Source organism: Micromonospora sp. II, assembly GCF_001709195.1.
Lineage (GTDB): Bacteria > Actinomycetota > Actinomycetes > Mycobacteriales > Micromonosporaceae > Micromonospora > Micromonospora chalcea.
In genome coordinates, this window is record NZ_LYXF01000089.1 from 106,475 (window position 1) to 127,388 (window position 20,914).

Sequence of the window (20,914 nt, forward strand, 5' to 3'; positions counted from 1 at the left end):
CGACTCTCGAGTGGAGTGATCTCCTTGGCCCGCATTGACTGGGGATACGCCAGCCCCGAAGCCATCGCCGCGATGAACGCCTACGGCATGGGCGACGCCGCCATCGGGAAGCCGGAAGGCACCACTCAGGCGGCGTACGACTCCTGGATGGCCTTCTACAACAAGCACCAGAACCGGCGCACCGGCGTGGATTTCGACAGGTGGAAGGACGAGGTCCGCGCCGAGCACCCGGAGTGGATCGAGGCCCGCGAGTGGTACGACAGGAACATCCTCGACATCGACGGCTGGCGAAACCTCGTCAAGGAGTACAAGGCCAACATCACCGACCCGTCGAACGTGAAGCCGCCCGCGTTCACCGACAAGCCCGACTGGATCGACGAGACGAAGACCCCGACGAACTCGGGCTTCACCCCGCCGGGCATCAGCCCGACGTTCAAGGGTGACACCGCCTCGACCAGCGGCGTGGCCGTGAACACCGCCGCGCTGGAGTGGTTCGCCAACGAGGTGCTGGGCCGGATCACCGGTCCCGGGAACATCCTGCTCACCACCGTGGACCAGTTGAACGCTGTCGACCCGCGGCCCGGGGCCTTCGCCCGCGCGGAGGTGCTGCGGCAGGCGGTGGTCGGGGCGACCGCCCAGGACGGCGGCGTCAAGGGCGACACGAAGGACATGCTCGTCGACATGAACACGGCCCTCCTCGCCGTGCAGCACGCCCTGCTGAAGATGGCCGCCCAGTACAAGAACCTCGAAGAGCTGAACTCGCTGACCACGGAGAAGCTCAACGAGGTCATGGGTGACTCCTTCAAGGGCCTCGACAACCTGAGCACGTACGGCCAGAAGATCATCAAGACCGACGGCAACTAGCGCGGCCGGGCGGTTCTCGCCGCTCGCGAAGAGGGACGGGGCATGGGCAACGGTCTCGGTGAGAGCAAACTCGACGGGTGGAACGACCCCGCGGAGGAGGCAGGGACCTTCCCGCCGAAGGTGATTCCCGTCGGTGACCTGTACGACTACCGGACCTGGGCGACCGAGACCCGGGGCTGGCGCAAACTCGAGGCCGCGGTCAACGGGGGCGCCGCGGTGTTCAGCGAGGCGGGACTGCAGTACGCCGCCTCCCGCGTCAACGTCGCGTCGGTGGTCGAGGCGGCGCGGGCGTTCCAGGCGACGCAGGACCTGCTGATCTGGCTGGAACAGACCATCCGTACCGCTGTCGCCTCGATGGTCGGTGACGACAAGGCGTGGCAGGGACCCGCGGCCAGCGCGTTCCGCGACAAGATGAACTTCTACGCGGACCTGCTCGGCAAGCAGGCCGAGCACCTCGCCGGCGGCAAGGTCCCGGACTCCGACACCGCGTCGAACGCCATCAACTCCTCCCCGAACCTCACGTCGCTGCCGTCGCAGCTCTACGACGCGGCCAACCACCTCTCCTGGGCCCAGCAGACGATCGCCTACCTGGACGGCGAGTGGGCGAGGATCGCCTCCCAGAACGGCGTCGGCAGCGGCAGCGGCCCGGTGCCGATCAGCGGCACCGAGTACGAGAAGCCGATGGCGCAGCAGATGGCCGAGGTCGTCCACACCGTCGCCGAGCAGTACCGGATCACCACCGACAAGGCGAAGACGGCCGGGGTCACCATGCCGACGCCGAGCATCAGCATGCCTGCGACGTCGCCGTTCCCGACGCCGAACATCACCACGATGAACCTGTCGGCGCCTCCGACGCTCACCCCGCCGGTGTTCACCACGCCCTCCATCGGCGGCATCACCACCGCGCCCCTCACCGCGCCGCCGAACATCACCGTCCCCACGATCACGCCGCCGAACCTCGGCGGCATCGGCGGGCCGGGTCCCGGCCAGGGCCCGGGGACCGTCACCCCGCCGTCGTTCTCCGGCCCGGGCGAGATCGGCGGCCCCACCCCGGGCGGAGGTGGCGTCGGCGGCGGGCTGCCCGGCTTCGACGCCCCGGCGTTCAACGGCCCGGGCGGTATCGGCGGCGGCGGGCTGCCCGGCGGCGGCGTACCGGGCGGGTTCGTCCCCGGGGCGGTGCCGCCGGGGATCAAGCCACCGGGCTCGGCGAATCTCGGCGGCGGCGGTTCGGTGAAGCCGCCGTCGTTCTCCGGCCCGGGCGAGGTCGGCGGTCCGAAGCCCGGAGGCGGAGTCGGCGGGGGCGCCGCCGGCGGCGGGTTCACCCCGCCCGGCGTTCCGGGACTCGGCTCACCCGGCGGCGCCGGCAACGGCGCCGGCGGCAGCCCCGGGCTGCCGGAGAAACCGGACGCGAACGGGCTGCTGGGCAACGGCAAGGACTTCACTCCCGGCGCGATCAGCGGCGTGGACATCCCGGCCGCCCCGGGCGGCGCGGTACCCGGTGGCGGCGGCTTCCAGTCGCCGATGATGCCGGGCATGCCCGGCGCCGGTGCTCCCGGCGCCGGTGGCGGCGGCGCACCCGCCGTTCCCGAGGCGCCGGACGCCAAGGGCCTGGTGGAAGGTGACGCGGCCGACTGGCAGTCGCCCGGGTTCGACGGCGTGCAGGTTCCCGGCGCGCCGTCCGGCGTGTCGTCCGGCGGCGCCGGGCTGGGCGCGCCCATGCCGGCCATGCCCGGCATGCCGGGCCCGGCAGGAGGCGCGAACGGTTCCGGCGCCACCGACTCGCCCGACGCCCGAGGGCTGGTCAGCGGCGACGCCGACGACTGGCGGCCCGGCGTCGACGCCGGCGTGCCGGACGGGTCCGGCGGCGCGCCGGCCGGTGGCGACGGGCTCGGCGGCGTCGACGGGCCGCAGCTTCCCGCCACGTTGCCAGTGGCCTCGGACGTCGGCGTCGACTCGCCGGTGGCGACGGCGCCGGCCGGCATGCCGATGATGCCCGGAGCGCCAGGCGCCCCCGGCACGGGTACGCCCGCCGGTGGCGTGCCGGACGCGCCGGACGCCTCCGGGCTGATCGAGGCGGATCCCGGCGACTGGAGCCCGCCGGCCCCGGACACCGGAGCGCCGGACGCGCCGTCGGGCGCGGGAGCCGGTGGCGCGGGACTGGAGACGCCGGTCCAATCCGCGCCGGACGTGCCGCCGCCGGTCGCTGGTGACTCGTCCACCGACGCAGTGGCCGTACCCGAGGTGGTGGTCCTGCCCGGCCGGACGGAGGCGACGCCGGTGGCCGTCGGGACGCTGCCGCCCACGCCCGCCGGAACCACACCCCCGGCCAGGCCCGGCGCGTCCGGTCCGGTCCGGCCCGGCGAGGCCGGCCGGACCCCGGCCGCAGCAGCGGGCTGCTCGCCGGACGCGGACGTCGCGGCGGGGGAGTCGCGCGACGGCGCCGAGCCGCCGCGTGCGTCCGTACCCGAGGCGGTCGCGCCACCGACAGTGATGGAGGCGCCGACGGCTGTGGAGCCGCCCACCGGTGAGGCGGGCGGCGGAGAACCGGACGAGGCGCGCCGCAAGACCGGCGGCGGCGTCCCGGTGGCGGACGTCGAGACCGTCGTGCTCCCCGGGACGCTCGGGCCGGCGGCCGCGGGCGCGGTGGCCGGTCTCGCCGGCCGGAGCCCACGGGCGGGCGGCCCCGCCGACCCGGCCCGGGCCGGCACGCTGCGGCGTCGCTCCGGACGCGACGAGGACCGGGAGCCCGCGGAGAGCGCCGACCCCGCCGCCGGGCTGCGCGAGGACGACGCCGTCTGGGGCGGCGACGGCGACACCCGCCACCACCCGGCGGACGACCACGTCCCGCTGGTCCGGCCGGACGAGGACCCGGACGACAAGGCCGGGTGGGACGACCTCAGCGACGCCGACTGGCTGACCGGCGCGCCCGCCGACCAGGGCACGGAAAGGTGAGCATGTCCGAGACACCGGGGCCCCGGCGTGCCGTGTGGCGACGGGTCCCGCCTGCGAAGGCGACCCGGCCGGCCGACGGCACGTCCGACTTCTTCAGCGCCGACCTGGACAAGATGCGCCGCTGCGGCGAGCCCGCGGCCAGCGACGCGGAGTTCATGGAGGCGCTCGCGACGGCGGAGAAGGAGGAGGCCGAACGCGCCGAGGCGTTCTGGGCCGAGCAGGAGCGGCGCCGCAAGGAGGAGCAGGAGCGGGCGGAGAAGGAGAAGAAGCGCCAGGCCGAGGAGGACGACGACGTCAAGGTGACCGAGCGCTACCGCAACGACCGGTACGCCGTGAAGCTGCTGCGCCAGGAGAACACCGCCTGGGGCGGCGACGACGCCGGGGTGGGGCGGCTCGGATGAGTACGGTCACCGTCAAGCGCCCGCCCCGCGCCACCGGCCCGGAGGCGCCAGAGGGCTCGATCGAGCTCCAGGAGCCGCCGCTGATGGCCGAGGAGGCCCCGCTCGACTTCCGCTCGTTCGCGATGGTCGTGCCGATGGGCCTCGGCATGGGCGCGATGCTCGCCATGTTCGGCCTCTACAACCGCGCCCCGATCATGTACGTGATGGGCGGCGCGATGGCCGGCGGCATGCTGCTCATGGGCGTCATGCAGATCGGCCGCGCGGCCGCCGAGCGTAAGCGCAAGATGCGCGGCGAGCGCCGCGACTTCCTGCGCTACATCGGGCAGCTGCGCAAGCAGGCCCGGGACGCGGCCGACCAGCAGCGCCGGCACGTCCTGTGGAACAACCCGCAGCCGGGCTGGCTGTGGTCGATCGCGATGGGCAGCCGGCTGTGGGAGCGCCGGCCCAGCCACGACGACTTCGGCCGGGTCCGCATCGGTCTCGGCCGGCAGGCCGCGATGCTGAAGTTCAACCCGCCGTCCACCAAGCCGATCGAGGACCTGGAGCCGCTGTCGTCGATCTCTCTGCGGCGCTTCTCCGAGGCGTACCGCACGGTGTCCGGCATCCCCACCTCCGTCGGACTGCCGAGCTTCACCAGCGTCGAGTTCGAGGGCGCCATCGACCCGGCCATCGACCTGGCCCGCGCCATGGTGGCGCAGCTGGCCACCTTCCACGCCCCGGACGAGCTGCGGATCGCCGTGCTCGCCGCCGAGGTGCACCGGGGCCCCTGGGAGTGGGTCAAGTGGCTGCCGCACAACGCGCACCCCACCGCGTACGACGCGGCGGGCCCGGTCCGGATGTTCGCCGGCAGCCACGACGCGCTGATGGACATGCTCGGCCCCGAGATCACCGACCGGGGCGACCACGACCGGGCCGTGAAGCCGACCACCAGCGAGCCGTTCCTGGTGATCGTCGCGCACCTGGTGGACCTGCCGGACAGCTCCCGCCTGCTCGGCGCGGGCATCCGCAACGTGGTGCTGCTCGACCTGACCGGCGCGATGCCCGGCGGCCCGAAGGTGCTGAGGCTGACCGTCACCGATGACACCGTGGAGTTCCCGGCCGGCGCGACGACCGGCACGGCCAGGCGCGACGGGCTCGACGAGACCCAGTGCGAGGCCCTGGCCCGGATCATCGCGCCCAAGCGGACCAGCGGCACGCTGGAGGTCTCCGACGAGCCGCTGGACACCAGCTTCGAGCTGACCACGCTGCTCGGCATCCGCGACGCGATGACCTTCGACGTGCAGGCGCTGTGGCGGACCCGGACCCCGCAGCGCAACCGCCTCATGGTGCCGATCGGCGTCACCGAGGAGGGTGAGGTCATCGAGCTGGACCTGAAGGAGTCCGCGCAGGGCGGCATGGGACCGCACGGCCTGCTCATCGGCGCCACCGGCTCGGGCAAGTCGGAGCTGCTGCGTACCCTCGTCTGCGGCCTCGCCGCGACGCACAGCTCGGAGATCCTCAACCTGGTGCTCGTCGACTTCAAGGGCGGCGCCACGTTCCTCGGCATGGACAAGCTGCCGCACACCTCGGCGGTGATCACCAACCTGGCCGACGAGCTGCCGCTCGTCGACCGGATGCAGGACGCGCTCAACGGCGAGATGACCCGGCGGCAGGAGATGCTGCGTGCCAGCGGCTACGCCTCGCTGTTCGACTACGAGAAGGCGCGCGGCAACGGCGCGCAGCTCGTGCCGTTCCCGGTGCTGCTGATCATCGTGGACGAGTTCAGCGAGCTGCTGTCCAGCAAGAGCGAGTTCATGGACCTGTTCGTGTCCATCGGGCGGCTCGGCCGGTCGCTCGGCGTGCACCTGCTGCTCGCCTCGCAGCGGCTGGACGAGGGGCGGATCAACCGGGTCGAGGGGCACCTGTCGTACCGGCTGGCGCTGCGCACGTTCTCCTCGATGGAGTCGCGGTCGGTGATCGGCGTGGGCGCGGCGTACGAGCTGCCGCCCGAGCCCGGCAACGGCTACCTGAAGGTCGACACCACGAACCTGGTGCGCTTCAAGGCGGCGTACGTCTCCGGCGCGTACACCGGAACCGGCCGCCTCAGCGGCGTCGCCGACGCCGACGACGAGCTGGCCGCCGACGTGGTGCCGTTCACCACCCGGCAGGTCGCCGCGCGCCACGACCCCGGCCGGGACCGCCCGGCCGAGCAGGCCGAGGAGCCCGGCGTGGACGCGGGCGGGCCGAGCCTGGTCGAGGTGCTGCTGGACCGGCTCGCCGGCTCCGGCCCGCCGGCCCGCCAGGTCTGGTTGCCGCCGTTGTCCAGTGCGCCCAGCCTGGACTCGCTCATGCCGAGCGTGCTGCCCGACCCGGTGCGCGGCATGACCATCGACGACCCGCTCGTCCAGGGCGGTCTGCGGGTGCCGGTCGGCGTGGTGGACCGGCCCGCCGAGCAGCTGCGCGAGCTGCTGGTGGTGGACCTCAACGGCGCGGACGGCCACGTCGGCATCGCCGGCGCCCCGCAGAGCGGCAAGTCGACGCTGCTGCGCAGCCTGATCCTGGCGCTGTCGCTGGCGAACACGCCCCGCGAGGTGCAGTTCTACGGCCTCGACTTCGGCGGCGGCGGTCTCGCCTCGATCTCCGGCCTGCCGCACGTCGGCTCGGTCGCGACGCGGATGGAACGCGACCGCGTCGTCCGTACCGTCGAAGAGGTCCTCCAGGTCATGGAGAAGCGGGAGGCGGAGTTCGCCCGGCACGGGCTCGACTCCATGTCCAGCTACCTCGCCAAGGTCGCCGAGGGGGTGATCGAGGACAGCTTCGGGCACGTCTTCCTGGTCATCGACGGCTGGTACACGATGAAGCAGGACTTCCAGGAGCTGGAGCAGAAGTTCCAGGAACTCGCCTCGCGCGGCCTGTCCTTCGGCGTGCACGTGATCGTCACCGCGACCCGCTGGTCGGAGCTGCGCACCTGGATGCGGGACCTGCTCGGCACCAAGCTGGAGCTGCGGCTCGGCGACGCGATGGAGTCCGAGCACGGCTCCCGCAAGGCGGCCACCGTGCCGAACCAGGTCGGTCGCGGCCTGACCGGGGGCGCGCTGCACTTCCTGGCCGCGCTGCCCCGGATGGACGGCAGCTCCGCGGTGGGCGACCTGGCCGAGGCGACCAAGTCGGTGGTCGAGGAGATCGGCACGTTCTGGCCCGGCCCGACCGCCCCGCCGGTACGGATGCTCCCGGCGCACCTGATGGTCGAGACGCTGCCGCCGCCCGAGTCCGAGTTCAAGGTCGTCATCGGCCAGGACGAGCAGCGTCTCGCCCCGGTCTGGCACGACTTCATGGCCACCCCGCACATGCTGGTCTTCGGCGACAGCGAGACCGGCAAGACCAACATGCTCCGGCTCGTCCTGCGGGCCATCCAGCAGCACTACCCGCCGGAGCGGGCGAAGGTCGTGCTCGGCGACTCACGGCGCGACCTGGACACCGCGATCGGCGCCGCGTACCAGGTGGGCTTCGCGTTCACCGGCGACAAGATGTTCGAGCTGGCCGGCCAGACGTCGGTCTCGATGAACCGGCGGCTGCCGGGGGCGGACGTCTCGTCGGAGCGGATGCGCAAACGCGACTGGTGGGAAGGGCCGGAGCTGTTCGTCATCGTGGACGACTACGACCTGATGACCAAGGGCACCGGCATGGGCTCGACGCTCGACCCCCTCCTGCCGTTGCTGGCCCAGGGCTCCTTCATCGGCCTGCACGTGATCGTGGCCCGGAGCACCTCCGGCGCGATGCGGGCCATGATGGACCCGGTGATCCGGCGCATGTGGGAGCTGGGCACGCCCGCCACGCTCTTCTCCTACCCCAAGGAGGAGGGCAAGTTCCTGGGCGAGGCGAAGGCCCGCCAACTGCCGCCCGGGCGCGCCCAGCTCGTCACCCGGCGCGGCGTACGTCTGATGCAGACCGGTTTCGTGTCGGACACGGCCCGATGAGAGAGGCTCGCTGGTGAGCGCAGCGCTGAACGACCAACTGTGCCGGATCACCGTGGTCGGGCCGGCCCGGCGGGCCGACCTGGCCGTGCCGGCCCGGATGCCGGTGGCGAACCTGATGCCGCTGCTGGTGCGGCACACCACCGACCTGTCCCGGGTTCCCGACGGCGACGTGCCCGACGAGTCGTGGGTGCTGCAACGCCTCGGCCAGGCGCCGTTCGAGCTGTCCGGCACGCCGGAGAGCCTGGACTGGCTGGAGGGCGAGGAGCTGCACCTGCGCCCCGCGCAGGACCCGCTGCCCGAACTCGACTTCGACGATCTCGCCGAGGGCGTCGCCACAGTGGTCAACCGGCGGGCCGACAGGTGGCAGCCGGAGTACCGCCGGGTGCTGTTCCTGGTGCTCTCCCTGGTGGCGATGGGCCTGATCGCCGCCGTACTCGTGGACCGGGGCCCGGTGCTGCCCCAGGTGATCGCCGGCGCGGTGCTCGCCGCCGGCCTGTTCACCGCCGCGATCGTCAGCGCCCGCCAGCAGACCGACGGCGCTTTCCCGCTGCTGTTCGGCGGCGGCGCGGCGTTCTTCGCGGCGGTCGCCGCGTCCAGCGCCGTCGACGGCGACCCCGACGGCGTCGCCTGGAACGGCGACGCCGCGCTGGCCGCGGCCGTCGCGATCGTCACGGTCACCGCGTTCCTGCTCGTGGCGCAGCGTACGGTCACGCCGGTCATGCCGTTCGCCCCGCTGCTGATCGTCGCGCTGACCGCCGCGATGGTGGTGCTCGTGCTGCTGGCCGGCGCCGGGTTCCAGCTCACCGCGCCGAAGGTCTCCGCCGTCGCCGTCTCGGTGATCCTCGTGCTGATCGTGATCGCGCCCCGCGCGGCGGTGAAGCTGGCCCGGCTGCGCGGCCCGCAGCTGCCCAAGACCGGCGCCGACATGTCCTACGACATCGAGCCGGAGGACTCCGACCTGGTCAAGGCGCGGGCCGACGAGGCGGACACCTACCTGACCGCCTGCATGACCGCCTCCGCGCTGGTCCTGCCGGTGCTGCTGCACCACACCATGCAGGTACCGGGCTGGTCCGGCTGGACGCTGGTGCTCGTGACATCGAGTGCAATCCTGTTGCGCTCGCGTACCTTCTTCGGTTTCTGGCAGCGGATCGCCCTGGTGGCGGCCGGTACCGTCGGCTATCTCATGGTGGCCCTGATGTTCTCCGACACGCTCGCCCCGACCGGCCGGTACGTGCTGCTCGGCGGGCTCGTCGCCCTCCTGGTGCCGCTGGTGATGGCCGCGCTGCGGCCGTGGCCGCGGCGCATGCTGCCGTTCTGGGAGTACACCGCGGGTGGGCTGGACGTCGCCACCGGCCTGGCCGTGCTGCCGGTGCTCGCCCAGGTGCTGGGGCTCTACGCCTGGGCCCGCGGACTGTTCGGGTAGCCGACCGTGCAGACCCAGCGCGACCATGTGCACGCCCACCAGTTCATGATGGGCCGGCTGAGCTCCGCCCTGGTGCAGGGCGACCCGTCGACGGCGGAGATACCCGGCCGGCGCGCCGTCACCGGCCTGGCCTTCGGCGTGCTCATCAGCGTCCTGGTCGTGGCCGGGTTCGCCGTCTACGGCTGGATCGTGCCCGGCGGCAGCAAGGCGTACACCAAGGCCGGCGTGATCCTGGTGGAGAAGGAGAGCGGCACCAGATACGTCTACCTCGACGGGATGCTGCGGCCGACGCCGAACCTGACCTCGGCGATGCTGATCCAGGGCGGCTCCGCCACCGTGAAGCTGATCTCCCAGGAGTCGATCAAGGACGTGCCGCGCGGACCGTCCATCGGCATCGACGGCGCGCCGCAGTCGATCGCCACCGGCGCGATGGTCGCCGGGCCGTGGCTCGCCTGCCTGCCCGGATCGGTCGCCGACACCCCCGGCGACCGGCTCGGCCTCAACCTCGACCCGCGTGCGGAAGCCACCGCGGTACCGGCCGACCGGTTCGTGGTGGTCCGCGACACCGCCGGGCCGACCTACCTGGTGACCGCCGATCGCAAGTTCCGGGTCGGCGACCCGGCCGTGCTCGTCGCGCTCGGCGCCACCACGACCCGCCGGGTGCCCGCGCCGGAGAACTGGCTCGCCTTCCTGCCCGACGGGCCGGCCCTGACGCCGGCCACGATCCCCGGTGAGGGCCGGTCCGGCCGGGTCGGCGACCGTACGTACCCGGTCGGCACGCTGTTCCGCCAGCAGCCCGACACCGGCGCGGAGCAACTGCTGGTGCTGCGCAGCGACGGCCTGGCCCCGCTGAGCCGCACCGAGTTCCTGCTCGCCACGGCCACCACCGGCGCGAAGGCGGTCGAGCTGACCGCCGCCGACCTCGCCGCCGCGCGCATGTCGGCCGACCGGTCGCTGCTGACCCGGCTGCCCGACCTGACCGGCCTCACCCCGCAGGAGCCCGCCCCGAACGCGCTGTGCCTGCGGCAGAGCGCGGTGGACGGCACGCGGTTCGCCAGCACCGCCGTCCTCGTCCCGCTGGACCGCTCCGGCGTCGGCCCCGCCGGGCAGGCGTCGGTACGCACCCGGCCGGGCAGCGGCATGGCCGTGCTCCCGGCGCCCTTCGACTCGGACAGGGTGGCCCCCCTGCCCACCTACATCGCGGACGACGGAAAGGCGTACCCCGTCGGCGACCAGGACTCGGCGAAGGCGCTGAAGCTCGACCGGGTCCCGCACGTGCCCTTCCCGAAGGAGTTGCTCGCGTTGCTGCCGCAGGGCCCGGCGCTGAGCCTGAGGGCCATCGCGGCCGCGGAAGTGGGGTAGGTCGACCATGGCGACCCGGATCCGGGACCTGTTCGGCGGCGGCAAGGACCGCCCCGGCGGCGTCGTGCAGCACACGGTCGGCAACGCACTCGTGGTGCACGCCGAGGACGCGATCAGCCCCGAGGCGCAGTCGCTGGCACTGTCCATGATCGAGGACGCGGAGAACGACGTCGTCGTGCTCGACCTCGGCGACGGCATGCCGATCAGCGCGTGGGAGTCGATGGCCGGGGTGCTGCCACGCCGCCGCCGCGGCATCCGCCTGGTCGCCTGCGGCCGGCACGGCAACTCCGCGGCGATGGCCGGGCAGTGGCTCTCCGAGCGGCTCAACCGCACCGTCATCGCCCCGGACGGCGACCTGGTACGCGGCTCGGCCGGCACGCTGTTCGTCCACTCCGTACCGGGCAGCGGCTGGGTGCGGTTCCGGCCCGGCCGCCCGCCGGCCTGGGACGCGAAGCGCTACCCGACGCCGACGTGGGACCGGGCCGCCGTCGACACCCGGCCGTCCAGCGCCGTCGCCGAGATCGAGCCGATCCCGGCCGGGGTCTGGATCCACAGCAACCGCGACCCGCAGGTGGTCGACCCGCAGCGGCGGCGGCTGACCGCGTACGTGCCGTGCCAGGCGGAAACCATGTCGGTGCTGCTGGGCTGCCCCGGCACACCGCCGCTGTCGCTCGACGACGTGGTGCGCTTCTGGCGCGGACTGGACGAGGAGCACCGGCAGCGGGTGCGCTTCGTGCAGTTCGGCGAGATCCGCATGCCGGAGGGCGAGGCGTTCGGGCAGGCGCTCGCCGACCTGCTCAACACCGAGGTCACCTGCTACACCGGCGTGCCGATCGGCAGCCCGCAGAAGTACGAGATCCGTACCGTGCTGCCGGACGGCGCGTTCGGCTGGGCCCCGTACGCGCTGGAACTGTCCTACTCGCCCCGGGCGCACCCCAACTCGCGGGCCCGCCGTCCCACGGTGCTGCGCCACCGTCCGCCGCTGACCGGCGCCGAGGAGCTCGCGCCCCGCGTCTACTGGTTCGCCCCGGGCGCGGTGGTCGAGGTGGTGCAGAGCGGGCTCTGGGTACGGGCCACCGCCGAGCCGAAGAACGCCGAGCAGGTTCGGGCCGCGATGCTCGACGCCCGCAGCGGCACGCTCGTCTTCGACGACACCGTCCACGCCGCCGCCGAGCGGATGCGGGAACTGGCGGCCGACCTGGCCGCACGGGTGGACGGCATGGCCGGCACCGCCCGGACGCTGATGCCGGCGTCGGTGCTCGTGCCCGGTGCGAAGCCGTCCAGCCGGGCGCAGGTGGTCGTCGACCTGGAAGCGGAGACGCACGCGGTGGGCGGCCCCGCTCCGATGCCGGCGTACGTGGAGGTGGCGCCGCCCGCGCCGGTCGCCCCGGCGTCGGCGGACAGCGTGGTGGTCGCCGGTCCCGCGCCGGTGACGTCCGAGCGGGACCCGCTCGCGAGCACGCCCACGTTGCCGCCGCCTCCGGCGGTGCCGCGCCCGGTCGCGCCCGTGGTCCCGGCGGCCCCCATGCTGCCGCCTCCGCCGGTGCTGCTGGTCGCGTCCGAGCTGCCGGCCCCTCCCGTGGTGCCGTCCGGGTCGGAGCTGCCGCCGCCACCCGGGGCGTTCGCGTCGGATCTGCCGGCGCCGCCCGTGGTGCCGCCTCCGGTCGAGCCGGTGCTGCCGGCCGCCCCTGGCGAGCGGGCCGTCTCCGGTCCGCCCTCCGCCGTGCCCGCTGCCGCCGGCCCGGCACCCGTCCCGCCTGCGGCCCTGGCCGGGCCGGTCCCCGCCGGCCGTCCGGTCCCGTCCGGTGGCTCGGGGGAGTCGGCGGGGCAGAACGGGCGGCGCGCGCTGCCTGAGCCGATCGTCGCCGCCGATCCGGTGGTAACGGTCGAGCCCGTCGAGCCCGTCGAGCCCGTCGAGCCCGTCGGGTCGGTCGGGTCGCTCGGGCCGGTCCCGCCGGTCGGGTCGGTCGCCCCGGCCGATCGAGCCGGACCGCCCGAGCCGGTGGAGCACGCCGATCCGCTGGTCCGCGCCGAGCCGTCGGCGCACACCGAGGCCATCGGAGGAGGGCTCACGGTAGACGGCGGACAGGACGCCGCGCCCGGCGCGTACCCGATCCCCGAGCCGCCCACGATGCCGGCCGGCTTCGGCGAGCCGGAGCCGCCGACCATGCCGGCCGGTTTCGGCCAGGCGCTCGCGACGCCGCCACCGGTGGCGCCCGGGCCGGTAGCGCCCACCGTGCCGTCGCTGACGGTCCACGCCGTCGATCCGATTCCCGCAGCGGCGACTCCGGCCACTACCTCGGCTCCGGCCACCGCGCCGGGAGAGGTCGAACCATCGGCCGCTGAGGCCGGGCCGCCCGGCGAGGCCGAGCCGGTCGACAGCGCCGAGGCCCGGGTGCAGCCGGTCCCCTCCGCCGGCGCGGGCGCGCTGCTGTCGGAGAAGAAGGGGCTCGCCGACGAGCGGGCCTGGCTGCGCCGTACGCTCAGCCGCGAGTTCGACGTGATGGCCAGCTCGGTGTCCCGGATCATGTCGCAGCACCCGGGCATGCAGGGCTCCGGCGTGTCGACTGAGGACGTGCTCGCCGACTCGGTCGCGTTGCGGCTCTACCTGACCGGCCGGGGCCCGGGCGTCGACGCCGGCCTGCGTTCCGGTCGCAAGGGCCCGCACGTGCCGTTCGCGCGCTGCGTGGTCGCCGGGGTCTCCCGGATGCCGTCCTTCCGGGGGACGACCGTCTACCGGCTGTCCCCGACCGACCGGGAGTGGGAGCTCTACCAGGACCGCCGCCTGGTCACCGACTGGAGCTTCGTCAACGCGCTCACCCAGCCGTGCGCGACCGAGGACGGCGACACCGACGTGCTGATCTGGTCGATGACGGCCCGCCGTACCAGCCTGCTGGAGCCGGAGGGGGACGAGCACGTCGAGGACCGGGTGCTGTTCCTTCCGGGCACGAACTTCAAGGTGCTGGACCAGCGCCGGCCCGCGGCGGGCGAGCGCGGCGCGGTCCTGCTGCGGGAGATCGGCGCCAACGAGATCGACGACACCGGCCGGGTCGACTCCAACCGGGTGTCGCTCGACGAGCTGGCGGTCACGTCGCTGCGGCGCAGCCTGGACCGGTGGGCCACGGCCGAGCCCCGGGAGCGGATCGGCGCCGGGGCCCGTGGCCGCCTCCGGGTGCTGCCCGGACTGGACCGGAAGGGGTGACGCCGTGAGTCGGCAGGTTCTCGTGGTGGGAGACCGTAAGGCGGGCTCCTATCCGACCATCGGCTCGGCGCTGTCCCGGGCCGAGCCCGGCGCCACGATCGACGTCCACCCCGGCCGGTACGTCGAGAAGCTGGTGGTCGGCGACCGGGTGACGATCAGCGCGGTCCAGCCCGGCACCGTCGAGGTGCACGTGGAGGAGGGCAGCGTCCTCGTCGTCCGTGGCGAGGGCGCCCAGCTGCGCGGCATCACGCTCAGCAGCGCCGACACGACGCTGGCGGCGGTCGACGTGTACGCGGGCGAGGTGGCGCTGGACGACTGCCGGGTCAGCGGCGCCTCCTGGGTCACGCTGCTGGCGCGGATGCAGGGCACCGTGGCGCTGCGCGGCTGCGACGTGACCAGCTCGGCCGGCGCGGGCGTGGTGGTGATGTCGGCCGGGTCCAGCACGATCGAGGACACCGTCGTCCACGACGTCGCCACGAGCAGTGTCGTGGCCGGGGAGAGCAGCGCCCTGACGCTGCGCCGCTGCCGCCTGCGCACGGCCGGCGCGAACAGCGTCTGCGTGGGCGGCGACGCCCGGCTCACCGTCGAGCAGTGCGAGATCGCCGGGGCGGGCAAGCCGGCTCTCGTGGTCGAGCAGCGGGCCTGGGCCCGCATCCGCGGCCTGACCGTCACCGGAAGCGGGAACGTCGACGTCTTCGTCCGCGGCGAGGCCGACGTGCAGATCAGCGACTCGACGTTCACCGGCGCCGCGGTGCAGTCGGCGCACATCGCCGAGGGCGCGTCGCCGTCGTTCCGGAACTGCATGTTCGGCGGGGCCGGGCACACCGCCGTGCAGGTGCTCGGCGCCGGGCGGCCGACGTTCACCGACTGCACGGTCCTGGACTCGCCGGTCGGCGTCGCGGTCAGCGGCGGGGCACCGCGTTTCCTCGGGCTGACGGTCCGGGGTACGCGGGAGCACGTCGCCGTGCTCGCCGGTGAGTCGACGGTCGTGCTGCAGCGGCTGCGGGCCGAGATCACCGCGGGCGCCGGGGTCCTGGTCCAGGACGGCGCGTCGCTGGAGGGCGCCGACCTCGCCGTCGACGCCGGCGACGCGACAGCGCTCGCGCTGACCGGTCCCGCGCGGGCCGTCGTGCGGGAGGCCCGCTTCACCGGTACGGGGGCCGCCTGCGTGCGGGTGGGCGCCGGCGCCGACCTGACGCTGCGCGCGGCCCTGCTGCGGGGCTCCGGCGTACTCGTCGAGGGTGCTCTCCAGATGGGCGACAGCGAGATCGCCGACGCGGCCCGGGACGGCCTGCGGGTGACCGGCGCGGCGGCGGTCACCCAGGTCCGGGTGCGCAACGCCCGGGCGGACGGTGTGGTCTTCGAGGCCGGGTCCCACGGGTCCGTCACCGACGGCGAAGTGCTGGGCAGTGGCGCGGCCGGCATCGGCGTGGACACCGAGGAGCCGGTGGCGCTCACCCGCTGCGTGGTGCGCGACAGCGGCGGCGAGGACGTGCGCCGCTCGCCCGGCGCCACGCTGACCGTCGACGCGCTGACGGTGGGCCGCCAGCAGGCCACGCCGCCGCCGGTCCCCGGCCCGGCGCCCGTCCCGCCGGCCGGCGACGACGGTACGGCCGAGGAGAGCGGCGGCGACGAGCTGAGCGAGCCGTTGCGCCAGTTGAACGGCCTGATCGGTCTGCGCGGGGTGAAGCAGGAGGTCACCGCGCTGATCAACCTGATCAAGATGTCGCAGGTGCGGCTCCAGATGGGGCTGCCGATGCCGCCGATGAGCCGGCACCTGGTCTTCGCCGGCCCACCCGGTACGGGCAAGACCACAGTGGCCCGCCTCTACGGCTCGGTGCTCAAGGAGCTGGGCATCCTGTCCAAGGGCCACATGGTGGAGGCGGCGCGGGCCGACCTGGTGGGCCAGTACATCGGCTCCACCGCGATCAAGACCACCGAGCTGGTCACCAAGGCGCTCGGCGGCGTGCTGTTCATCGACGAGGCGTACACGCTGTCCAGCGGCTCGGGCGGCTCGGGCCCGGACTTCGGGCAGGAGGCCATCGACGCGCTGATGAAGATGATGGAGGACCACCGCGACGAGCTGGTGGTGATCGTCGCCGGGTACTCGGAGCTGATGGAGCAGTTCCTCGCCTCCAACCCCGGTATGGCGTCGCGCTTCACACGCACCATCGAGTTCCCGAACTACTCCGTCGAGGAACTTGTCACCATCACCTCCAACCTGGTCAGCAAGCACTACTACGAGCTGACCGACGACGCGGTTGACGCGCTGACCGCGTACTTCACCCGGGTGCCGAGGAACGCGACGTTCGGCAACGGCCGGGTCGCCCGCAAGCTGTTCGAGGCGCTGATCAACAACCAGGCGTCCCGGCTGGCGGCCCACCCGCCGACGAAGGACAACGAGCTGAACCGGCTCACCGCCGCCGACGTCGAGCCCGAGCTGGCGCTGCTGGAGGACCTGCCGGTCGAGCCCGGTGAGCAGCCCGACGCGGCGACCGACCCGACCGGCGCCATCAACGCGGCCCGCAGCTGGAAGCGGATCTGCGGGCTGGTCGGCGGGCAGCGGGTGAAGGAGGCGGCCGGGCAGACGCTGTTGCAGTTGTGCGAGGGACGTAACCGCAGGCGGGGCCCGGGCCGTACCGGAAACGTGCTGATCGGCGGCGCGGCCGGCAGCGGTCGCGGCGAGTACGCCCGGCTCTACGCCGCCTGCCTGTCGGAGCTGGGCCTGGTGCCGGTCGGCCAGCTCGTGCGGGTGAGCACCCGCCGGGAGCTGGCGCCGCAGTGGCCGGGGCAGGCCGCCAGCCTGGTGACCGCGGTCCTCGACGACGCGGCCGGGGGCGTGCTCCAGCTCGACTACGTCGACGACGGCTCCGGGGTGGCGTCGGAGATCGCCGAGGCGCTCGTCGCGCAGATGCGTTCCCGGCTCGGCGACCCGGTGGTGGTGCTGACCGGCGAGGAGCCGGCGCTGGCGAGCCTGCGGGCCGCGGTGCCCGCGGTGAACGAGGTGTTCGGCCAGCAGTGGTCGGTGCCCGAGTTCAGCACCGACGAGCTGGCCGAGATCGTGCTGCGGCACCTGGTGCGGCGGGGCCACGAGGTCCCCGACGACGTCCGGGAGGCGCTGGCCCGGATGGCCGGTCAGCTGCCCGGGCGCACCGTCCACGCCGCCCACCAGTTCTCGCTCGCCCTGACCCGGCGCACCGGCTCCCGCACGCTCGCGCTCGCCGACCTGGCCGTGGCGCCGCCCGCGGTCGGCGAGCGTCTCGGCGGCCTGGCCGCCGTCGGCTGACGGTACGCCCGCTTCCCGTAGAAAGGTCCTCGCATGCAGCCCGAAGCCAAGCCGATCCCGCCCTCGTTCCAGGAGTTCATGGAGAACGCGCAGCGGCTCGAGGACCAGATGCGCGCCGCGCAGACGGAGCTGGAGAAGGCGATCGTCACCGGCCGCTCCCAGGACGGCACGGTCGTGGTCATGGCCAGTGGCCTGGGCAAGGTCCAGGCCGTCCGGGTCGACCCCCGGGTGTACGAGCAGCGTGACGCCGCGTCACTGCAAACGGCGATCATGGAGGCGATCCAGGCCGCCGCCGCGAACGCCGGGAAGCTCGCCACGGAGAAGATGGGTCCCGTCGAAATCAATCTTCACTGACTGAAAAAAGTCTGACCAGCGATTACGTGCCTATCTTCACGGGTTGCCGCGCCTCGCGGCACCACTGTGGAGATTTCCTGAAGGAGTCTCCACGAGACTGTCAGCCCCTACTGACAGTGATGGAGATGGCTGTGGAGCAAGTTGCCGTCTTTGTGCACGCGCCGGACCCGCTGACCCACACCGGGCTGACCGCCCACCTCCGGTCGCGGTCGGACGTCACGCTGCTGGACAGCGCGGACCGGACCCGCGCGCAGGTGCTGATCGTCGCGGCGGACCGCCTCACCACCGACGTGATCGCCATGCTGCGCCTCGCCGCGACCGAGATCGGCGCGCCCGTCGTGCTGATCACCACCGACATCAGCGAGCAGGAGCTGCTGACCGCCGTGGAGTGCCGGGTGGTGGCGGTCCTGCCACGCGCGGCGGTCACCGCCGAACGCCTCGCGCACAGCGTGCTGGCGGCCGCCTCCGGCGGCGGCGTGCTGCCCCCGAACCTGGTGGGCGAACTGCTCAAGCACATCGAACGGCTCCAGCGCGACGTGCTCAACCCGAACGGGCTCAACGCCTCGGGGCTCACCGCGCGCGAGATCGACGTGCTCCGGCTGATGGCCGAGGGCTTCGACACCAACGAGATCGCCGACGAACTGCGCTACTCCGAACGTACGGTGAAGAACGTCATCTACGGCCTCAACCACCGCCTGAAGCTGCGCAACCGCTCGCACGCGGTCGCCTACGCCCTGCGCTCCGGCATGATCTGAGGTGATCACCCGCCACACCGTCGGGAACGCCCTGGTGCTGCACCCCCGGGAACGGATCAGCCCGGAGGCCCGTACGGTCGCGCTGTCGGTGGACCCGGATCCGGACAACGACATCGTGATCCTCGACCTGCAGCACGAGTTGCCCTTCGACGTCTGGGACACGGTCGCGACCGAGCTGCGCCGGCAGCGCCTGCGCCGGGGCATCCGGCTGGTGGTCTGCGGCGCGCGCCCGGAGACCGGGGCGCTCGCCGGGCAGTGGCTCTCCGACCGGCTGGGCCGGCCGGTGATCGCGCCGTTCGGGCGGATGATCCCGGGCGCGGCGGGGCTGCTCTTCGTGCACGGCACGGACCTCGGCGGCTGGGTCTGCTACCGGCGCGGCCGGGCGCCGGCCTGGCAGTCGAAGCGCTATCCGGCGCCGGCCTGGGACGGCGCCGCCACCGACCACCTCACCGTCAGCTCCACCTGCGCCGTGGAGCCGCTGCCGGGTGGCGTCTGGCTGCGCGACAGCCGCGACGAGGCGACGATCGCCACCCACGGCGGCCGCCTGACCTCGGCCATGGCGTGCCTGCCGGACGCGATGCCGGTCCTGGTGGGCTGCCCCGGCACCGCCCCGCTGCGGCTCGACGACGTCGCCCGGTTCTGGCGTGGACTCGCGCCGCAGGGCCGCGAGCACGCCCGCTTCATCCACTACGGGCCGGTAGCGCTGCCCGACGGCGAGCAGTTCGGCCAGGCGCTCGCCGAGGTGCTGGGCTGTGCGGTGCGGGTCTTCACCGGCGTGCCCACCGGCCGCCCGGACGACCCGGCCATGTTCACCGTCACCGCCGACGGTGGTCCCGGCTGGCAGGTCTTCGCGCGGGAACTGGCGTACGGTCCCCGGACGGCGCTCGGGGCGGCGGCGACGCCGCGCATCCTCAGCCACCGCGCGCCAGCGGAACTCGGCGAGCCGGTCGGTCCCGGCGTCTACCAGTACGCCCACGACGCGGTGGTCGAGGTGATCCCGTCCGGGCTCTGGCTGCGTGCTCCGCTGCCGTCCCGCGACGCCGACCGGATCCGTGCCGTCCCGCTGGACCCGGCGCAGGCCCGGCTGGTCGTGGACGACCCGGCGCCGGCGGTGGCCGACCGCCACCGGGAACTGGCCGCCGACCTGGCCGCGCGGCTCGACCCGGCCACCCGCGGGCGTACGGCGGTGCGTCCGTCCTCGCTCGTGGCGCCGGCACGCCCGCTCGCCCCGGCGTCCGCGACGCGGCGGCACGCGCCGGATCAGGTCCCCGTGCCCCCGGTTCCCGCCCCGCCGCCGGTCGGCCTCACCGTGGCCGGTCCGGTCGCCGCGCCGGTGGCCCCCGAGGTGGCCGTGTCCGCAGTGACTGACGCACACGCGGCCCGCCCCGCAGTGTCCCGAGGAGACGCGCCCCGTCCCGCCGTGGCCGGAGCGGCCGCGGCCTTCTCCGCCTTGGCCGGGGCGGAGGCGGCCGTTCCCGCTCTGGCTGGAGCGGAGGCGGCCTTCCTCGGCGTGGCCGGGGCGGGTGGCGGGGGCGTGACCTGGGCGAGCGCTCCGACGATGGCGCTGCCGGTGCACCGCCCGACGGTGGCGCCAGCCCGCTTCCAGCGCACCCCGGTCGACGAGGCGCGGGGCGTACGCCCCGGTCCCGACCTCGACGAGGAGCGGGCCTGGTTCCGCCGCGCGTTCCGGCGCCAGCTCGCCGCGCTCGCCGCCGACGTCGCCCGCGTGCTCGCGGCGCACCCGGCCCTGCCCGACGGCGCGGACGCGCTGGAGTACGCCACAGCGGTCCGCCTCTACCTCACCGCCGCGGGGGACGGCGTCGACCAGGCGCTGCGGTCCGCCGAGCCGGGTGGTCACGTGCCGTTCGCCAGGTGCGTGGCCGCCGGTACGCGCCCGCTGCCGGTGCACAGTGGCGTCACGTACGCCGCCGCCGACCTGACCCGGGCGGACCTGCGCCGGATCGCGCAGCGCCGGGTGCTGACCGACTGGGGGTTCACCAACGCGCTCGCCGAACCGCCCGCCGACCTGCCGGGAGACGTCGAGGTGCTGATCTGGTCGGCCACCGGCCGGCGCACGGGCGCGCTGGAGACCGGCGACGGCGTGCCGTCCCGCGTCCTCTTCCTGCCCGGCACGGCCTTCGCGGTGCTCCAGGTGCGGGAGCCGGCCGCCGGGGCTCCCGGGCGGCTGCTGCTGCGTGAGCTGTCCGCCGGTGACGCGGCGGCCGACGGGCGGGCGCGGTACGACGCCCTGGCCCTGGCCGCCCTGGACCGGCACGTCGCGGGCGGTGCCGGCCCGGGTACGCCGGTCCCGCCGGCTGCGGCGCGCCGCTTCGTCGGCGTCCCCGGGCTGCGCTGAGCG

The 20,914-nt window shown here is 74.1% G+C and carries 11 protein-coding genes; all 11 read left to right on the top strand.

Annotated elements, in window-relative coordinates; all coding sequences use genetic code 11:
• The first annotated feature begins 15 nt into the window (after window positions 1-15).
• Window positions 16-864, top strand: coding sequence for a hypothetical protein (locus A8711_RS30535; protein ID WP_255365730.1), 849 nt, complete (start codon window positions 16-18; stop codon window positions 862-864).
• A gap of 42 nt (window positions 865-906) precedes the next feature.
• Complete coding sequence (locus A8711_RS30540; protein ID WP_069090094.1) at window positions 907-3,816, top strand: hypothetical protein; 2,910 nt, start codon at window positions 907-909, stop codon at window positions 3,814-3,816.
• A gap of 2 nt (window positions 3,817-3,818) precedes the next feature.
• On the top strand, window positions 3,819-4,217 hold the full coding sequence (locus A8711_RS30545; protein ID WP_064446308.1) for a hypothetical protein: 399 nt from the start codon (window positions 3,819-3,821) through the stop codon (window positions 4,215-4,217).
• Window positions 4,178-8,173 carry a type VII secretion protein EccCa gene (eccCa, locus tag A8711_RS30550; protein WP_176722922.1) on the top strand — a complete coding sequence of 1,332 codons (3,996 nt, stop codon included), beginning with the start codon at window positions 4,178-4,180 and terminating at the stop codon, window positions 8,171-8,173. The genes A8711_RS30545 and eccCa overlap by 40 nt, the downstream gene beginning before the upstream one ends.
• Window positions 8,174-8,186: 13 nt before the next feature.
• Window positions 8,187-9,596: a type VII secretion integral membrane protein EccD gene (gene eccD / locus A8711_RS30555; RefSeq protein ID WP_069090096.1), complete on the top strand. Its 1,410-nt coding sequence runs from the start codon at window positions 8,187-8,189 to the stop codon at window positions 9,594-9,596.
• A 6-nt stretch (window positions 9,597-9,602) separates the two neighbouring features.
• Window positions 9,603-10,958, top strand: coding sequence for a type VII secretion protein EccB (eccB, locus tag A8711_RS30560; RefSeq protein WP_069090097.1), 1,356 nt, complete (start codon window positions 9,603-9,605; stop codon window positions 10,956-10,958).
• Between the two features lie 7 nt (window positions 10,959-10,965).
• Window positions 10,966-14,160 (top strand): hypothetical protein, encoded by a 3,195-nt coding sequence (locus A8711_RS30565; RefSeq protein ID WP_069090098.1) that lies wholly within the window; start codon window positions 10,966-10,968, stop codon window positions 14,158-14,160.
• Window positions 14,161-14,164: 4 nt separating this feature from the next.
• Entirely contained in the window at window positions 14,165-17,446 is a 3,282-nt protein-coding gene (locus A8711_RS30570; RefSeq protein WP_233607680.1) for a right-handed parallel beta-helix repeat-containing protein, read from the top strand.
• Between the two features lie 54 nt (window positions 17,447-17,500).
• Complete coding sequence (locus A8711_RS30575) at window positions 17,501-17,800, top strand: YbaB/EbfC family nucleoid-associated protein (RefSeq protein ID WP_369830137.1); 300 nt, start codon at window positions 17,501-17,503, stop codon at window positions 17,798-17,800.
• 119 nt (window positions 17,801-17,919) lie between these two features.
• Window positions 17,920-18,555: a response regulator transcription factor gene (locus A8711_RS30580; RefSeq protein ID WP_176722919.1), complete on the top strand. Its 636-nt coding sequence runs from the start codon at window positions 17,920-17,922 to the stop codon at window positions 18,553-18,555.
• Window position 18,556: 1 nt separating this feature from the next.
• On the top strand, window positions 18,557-20,911 hold the full coding sequence (locus A8711_RS30585) for a hypothetical protein (protein WP_069090101.1): 2,355 nt from the start codon (window positions 18,557-18,559) through the stop codon (window positions 20,909-20,911).
• The last annotated feature ends 3 nt before the right edge of the window (window positions 20,912-20,914 follow it).

Coding starts and splice junctions, on each gene's coding strand:
- A8711_RS30540 (WP_069090094.1), top strand. CDS start 907: ATGGGCAACGGTCTCGGTGAGAGCAAACTCGACGGGTGGAACGACCCC.
- A8711_RS30545 (WP_064446308.1), top strand. CDS start 3,819: ATGTCCGAGACACCGGGGCCCCGGCGTGCCGTGTGGCGACGGGTCCCG.
- A8711_RS30565 (WP_069090098.1), top strand. CDS start 10,966: ATGGCGACCCGGATCCGGGACCTGTTCGGCGGCGGCAAGGACCGCCCC.
- A8711_RS30580 (WP_176722919.1), top strand. CDS start 17,920: ATGGAGATGGCTGTGGAGCAAGTTGCCGTCTTTGTGCACGCGCCGGAC.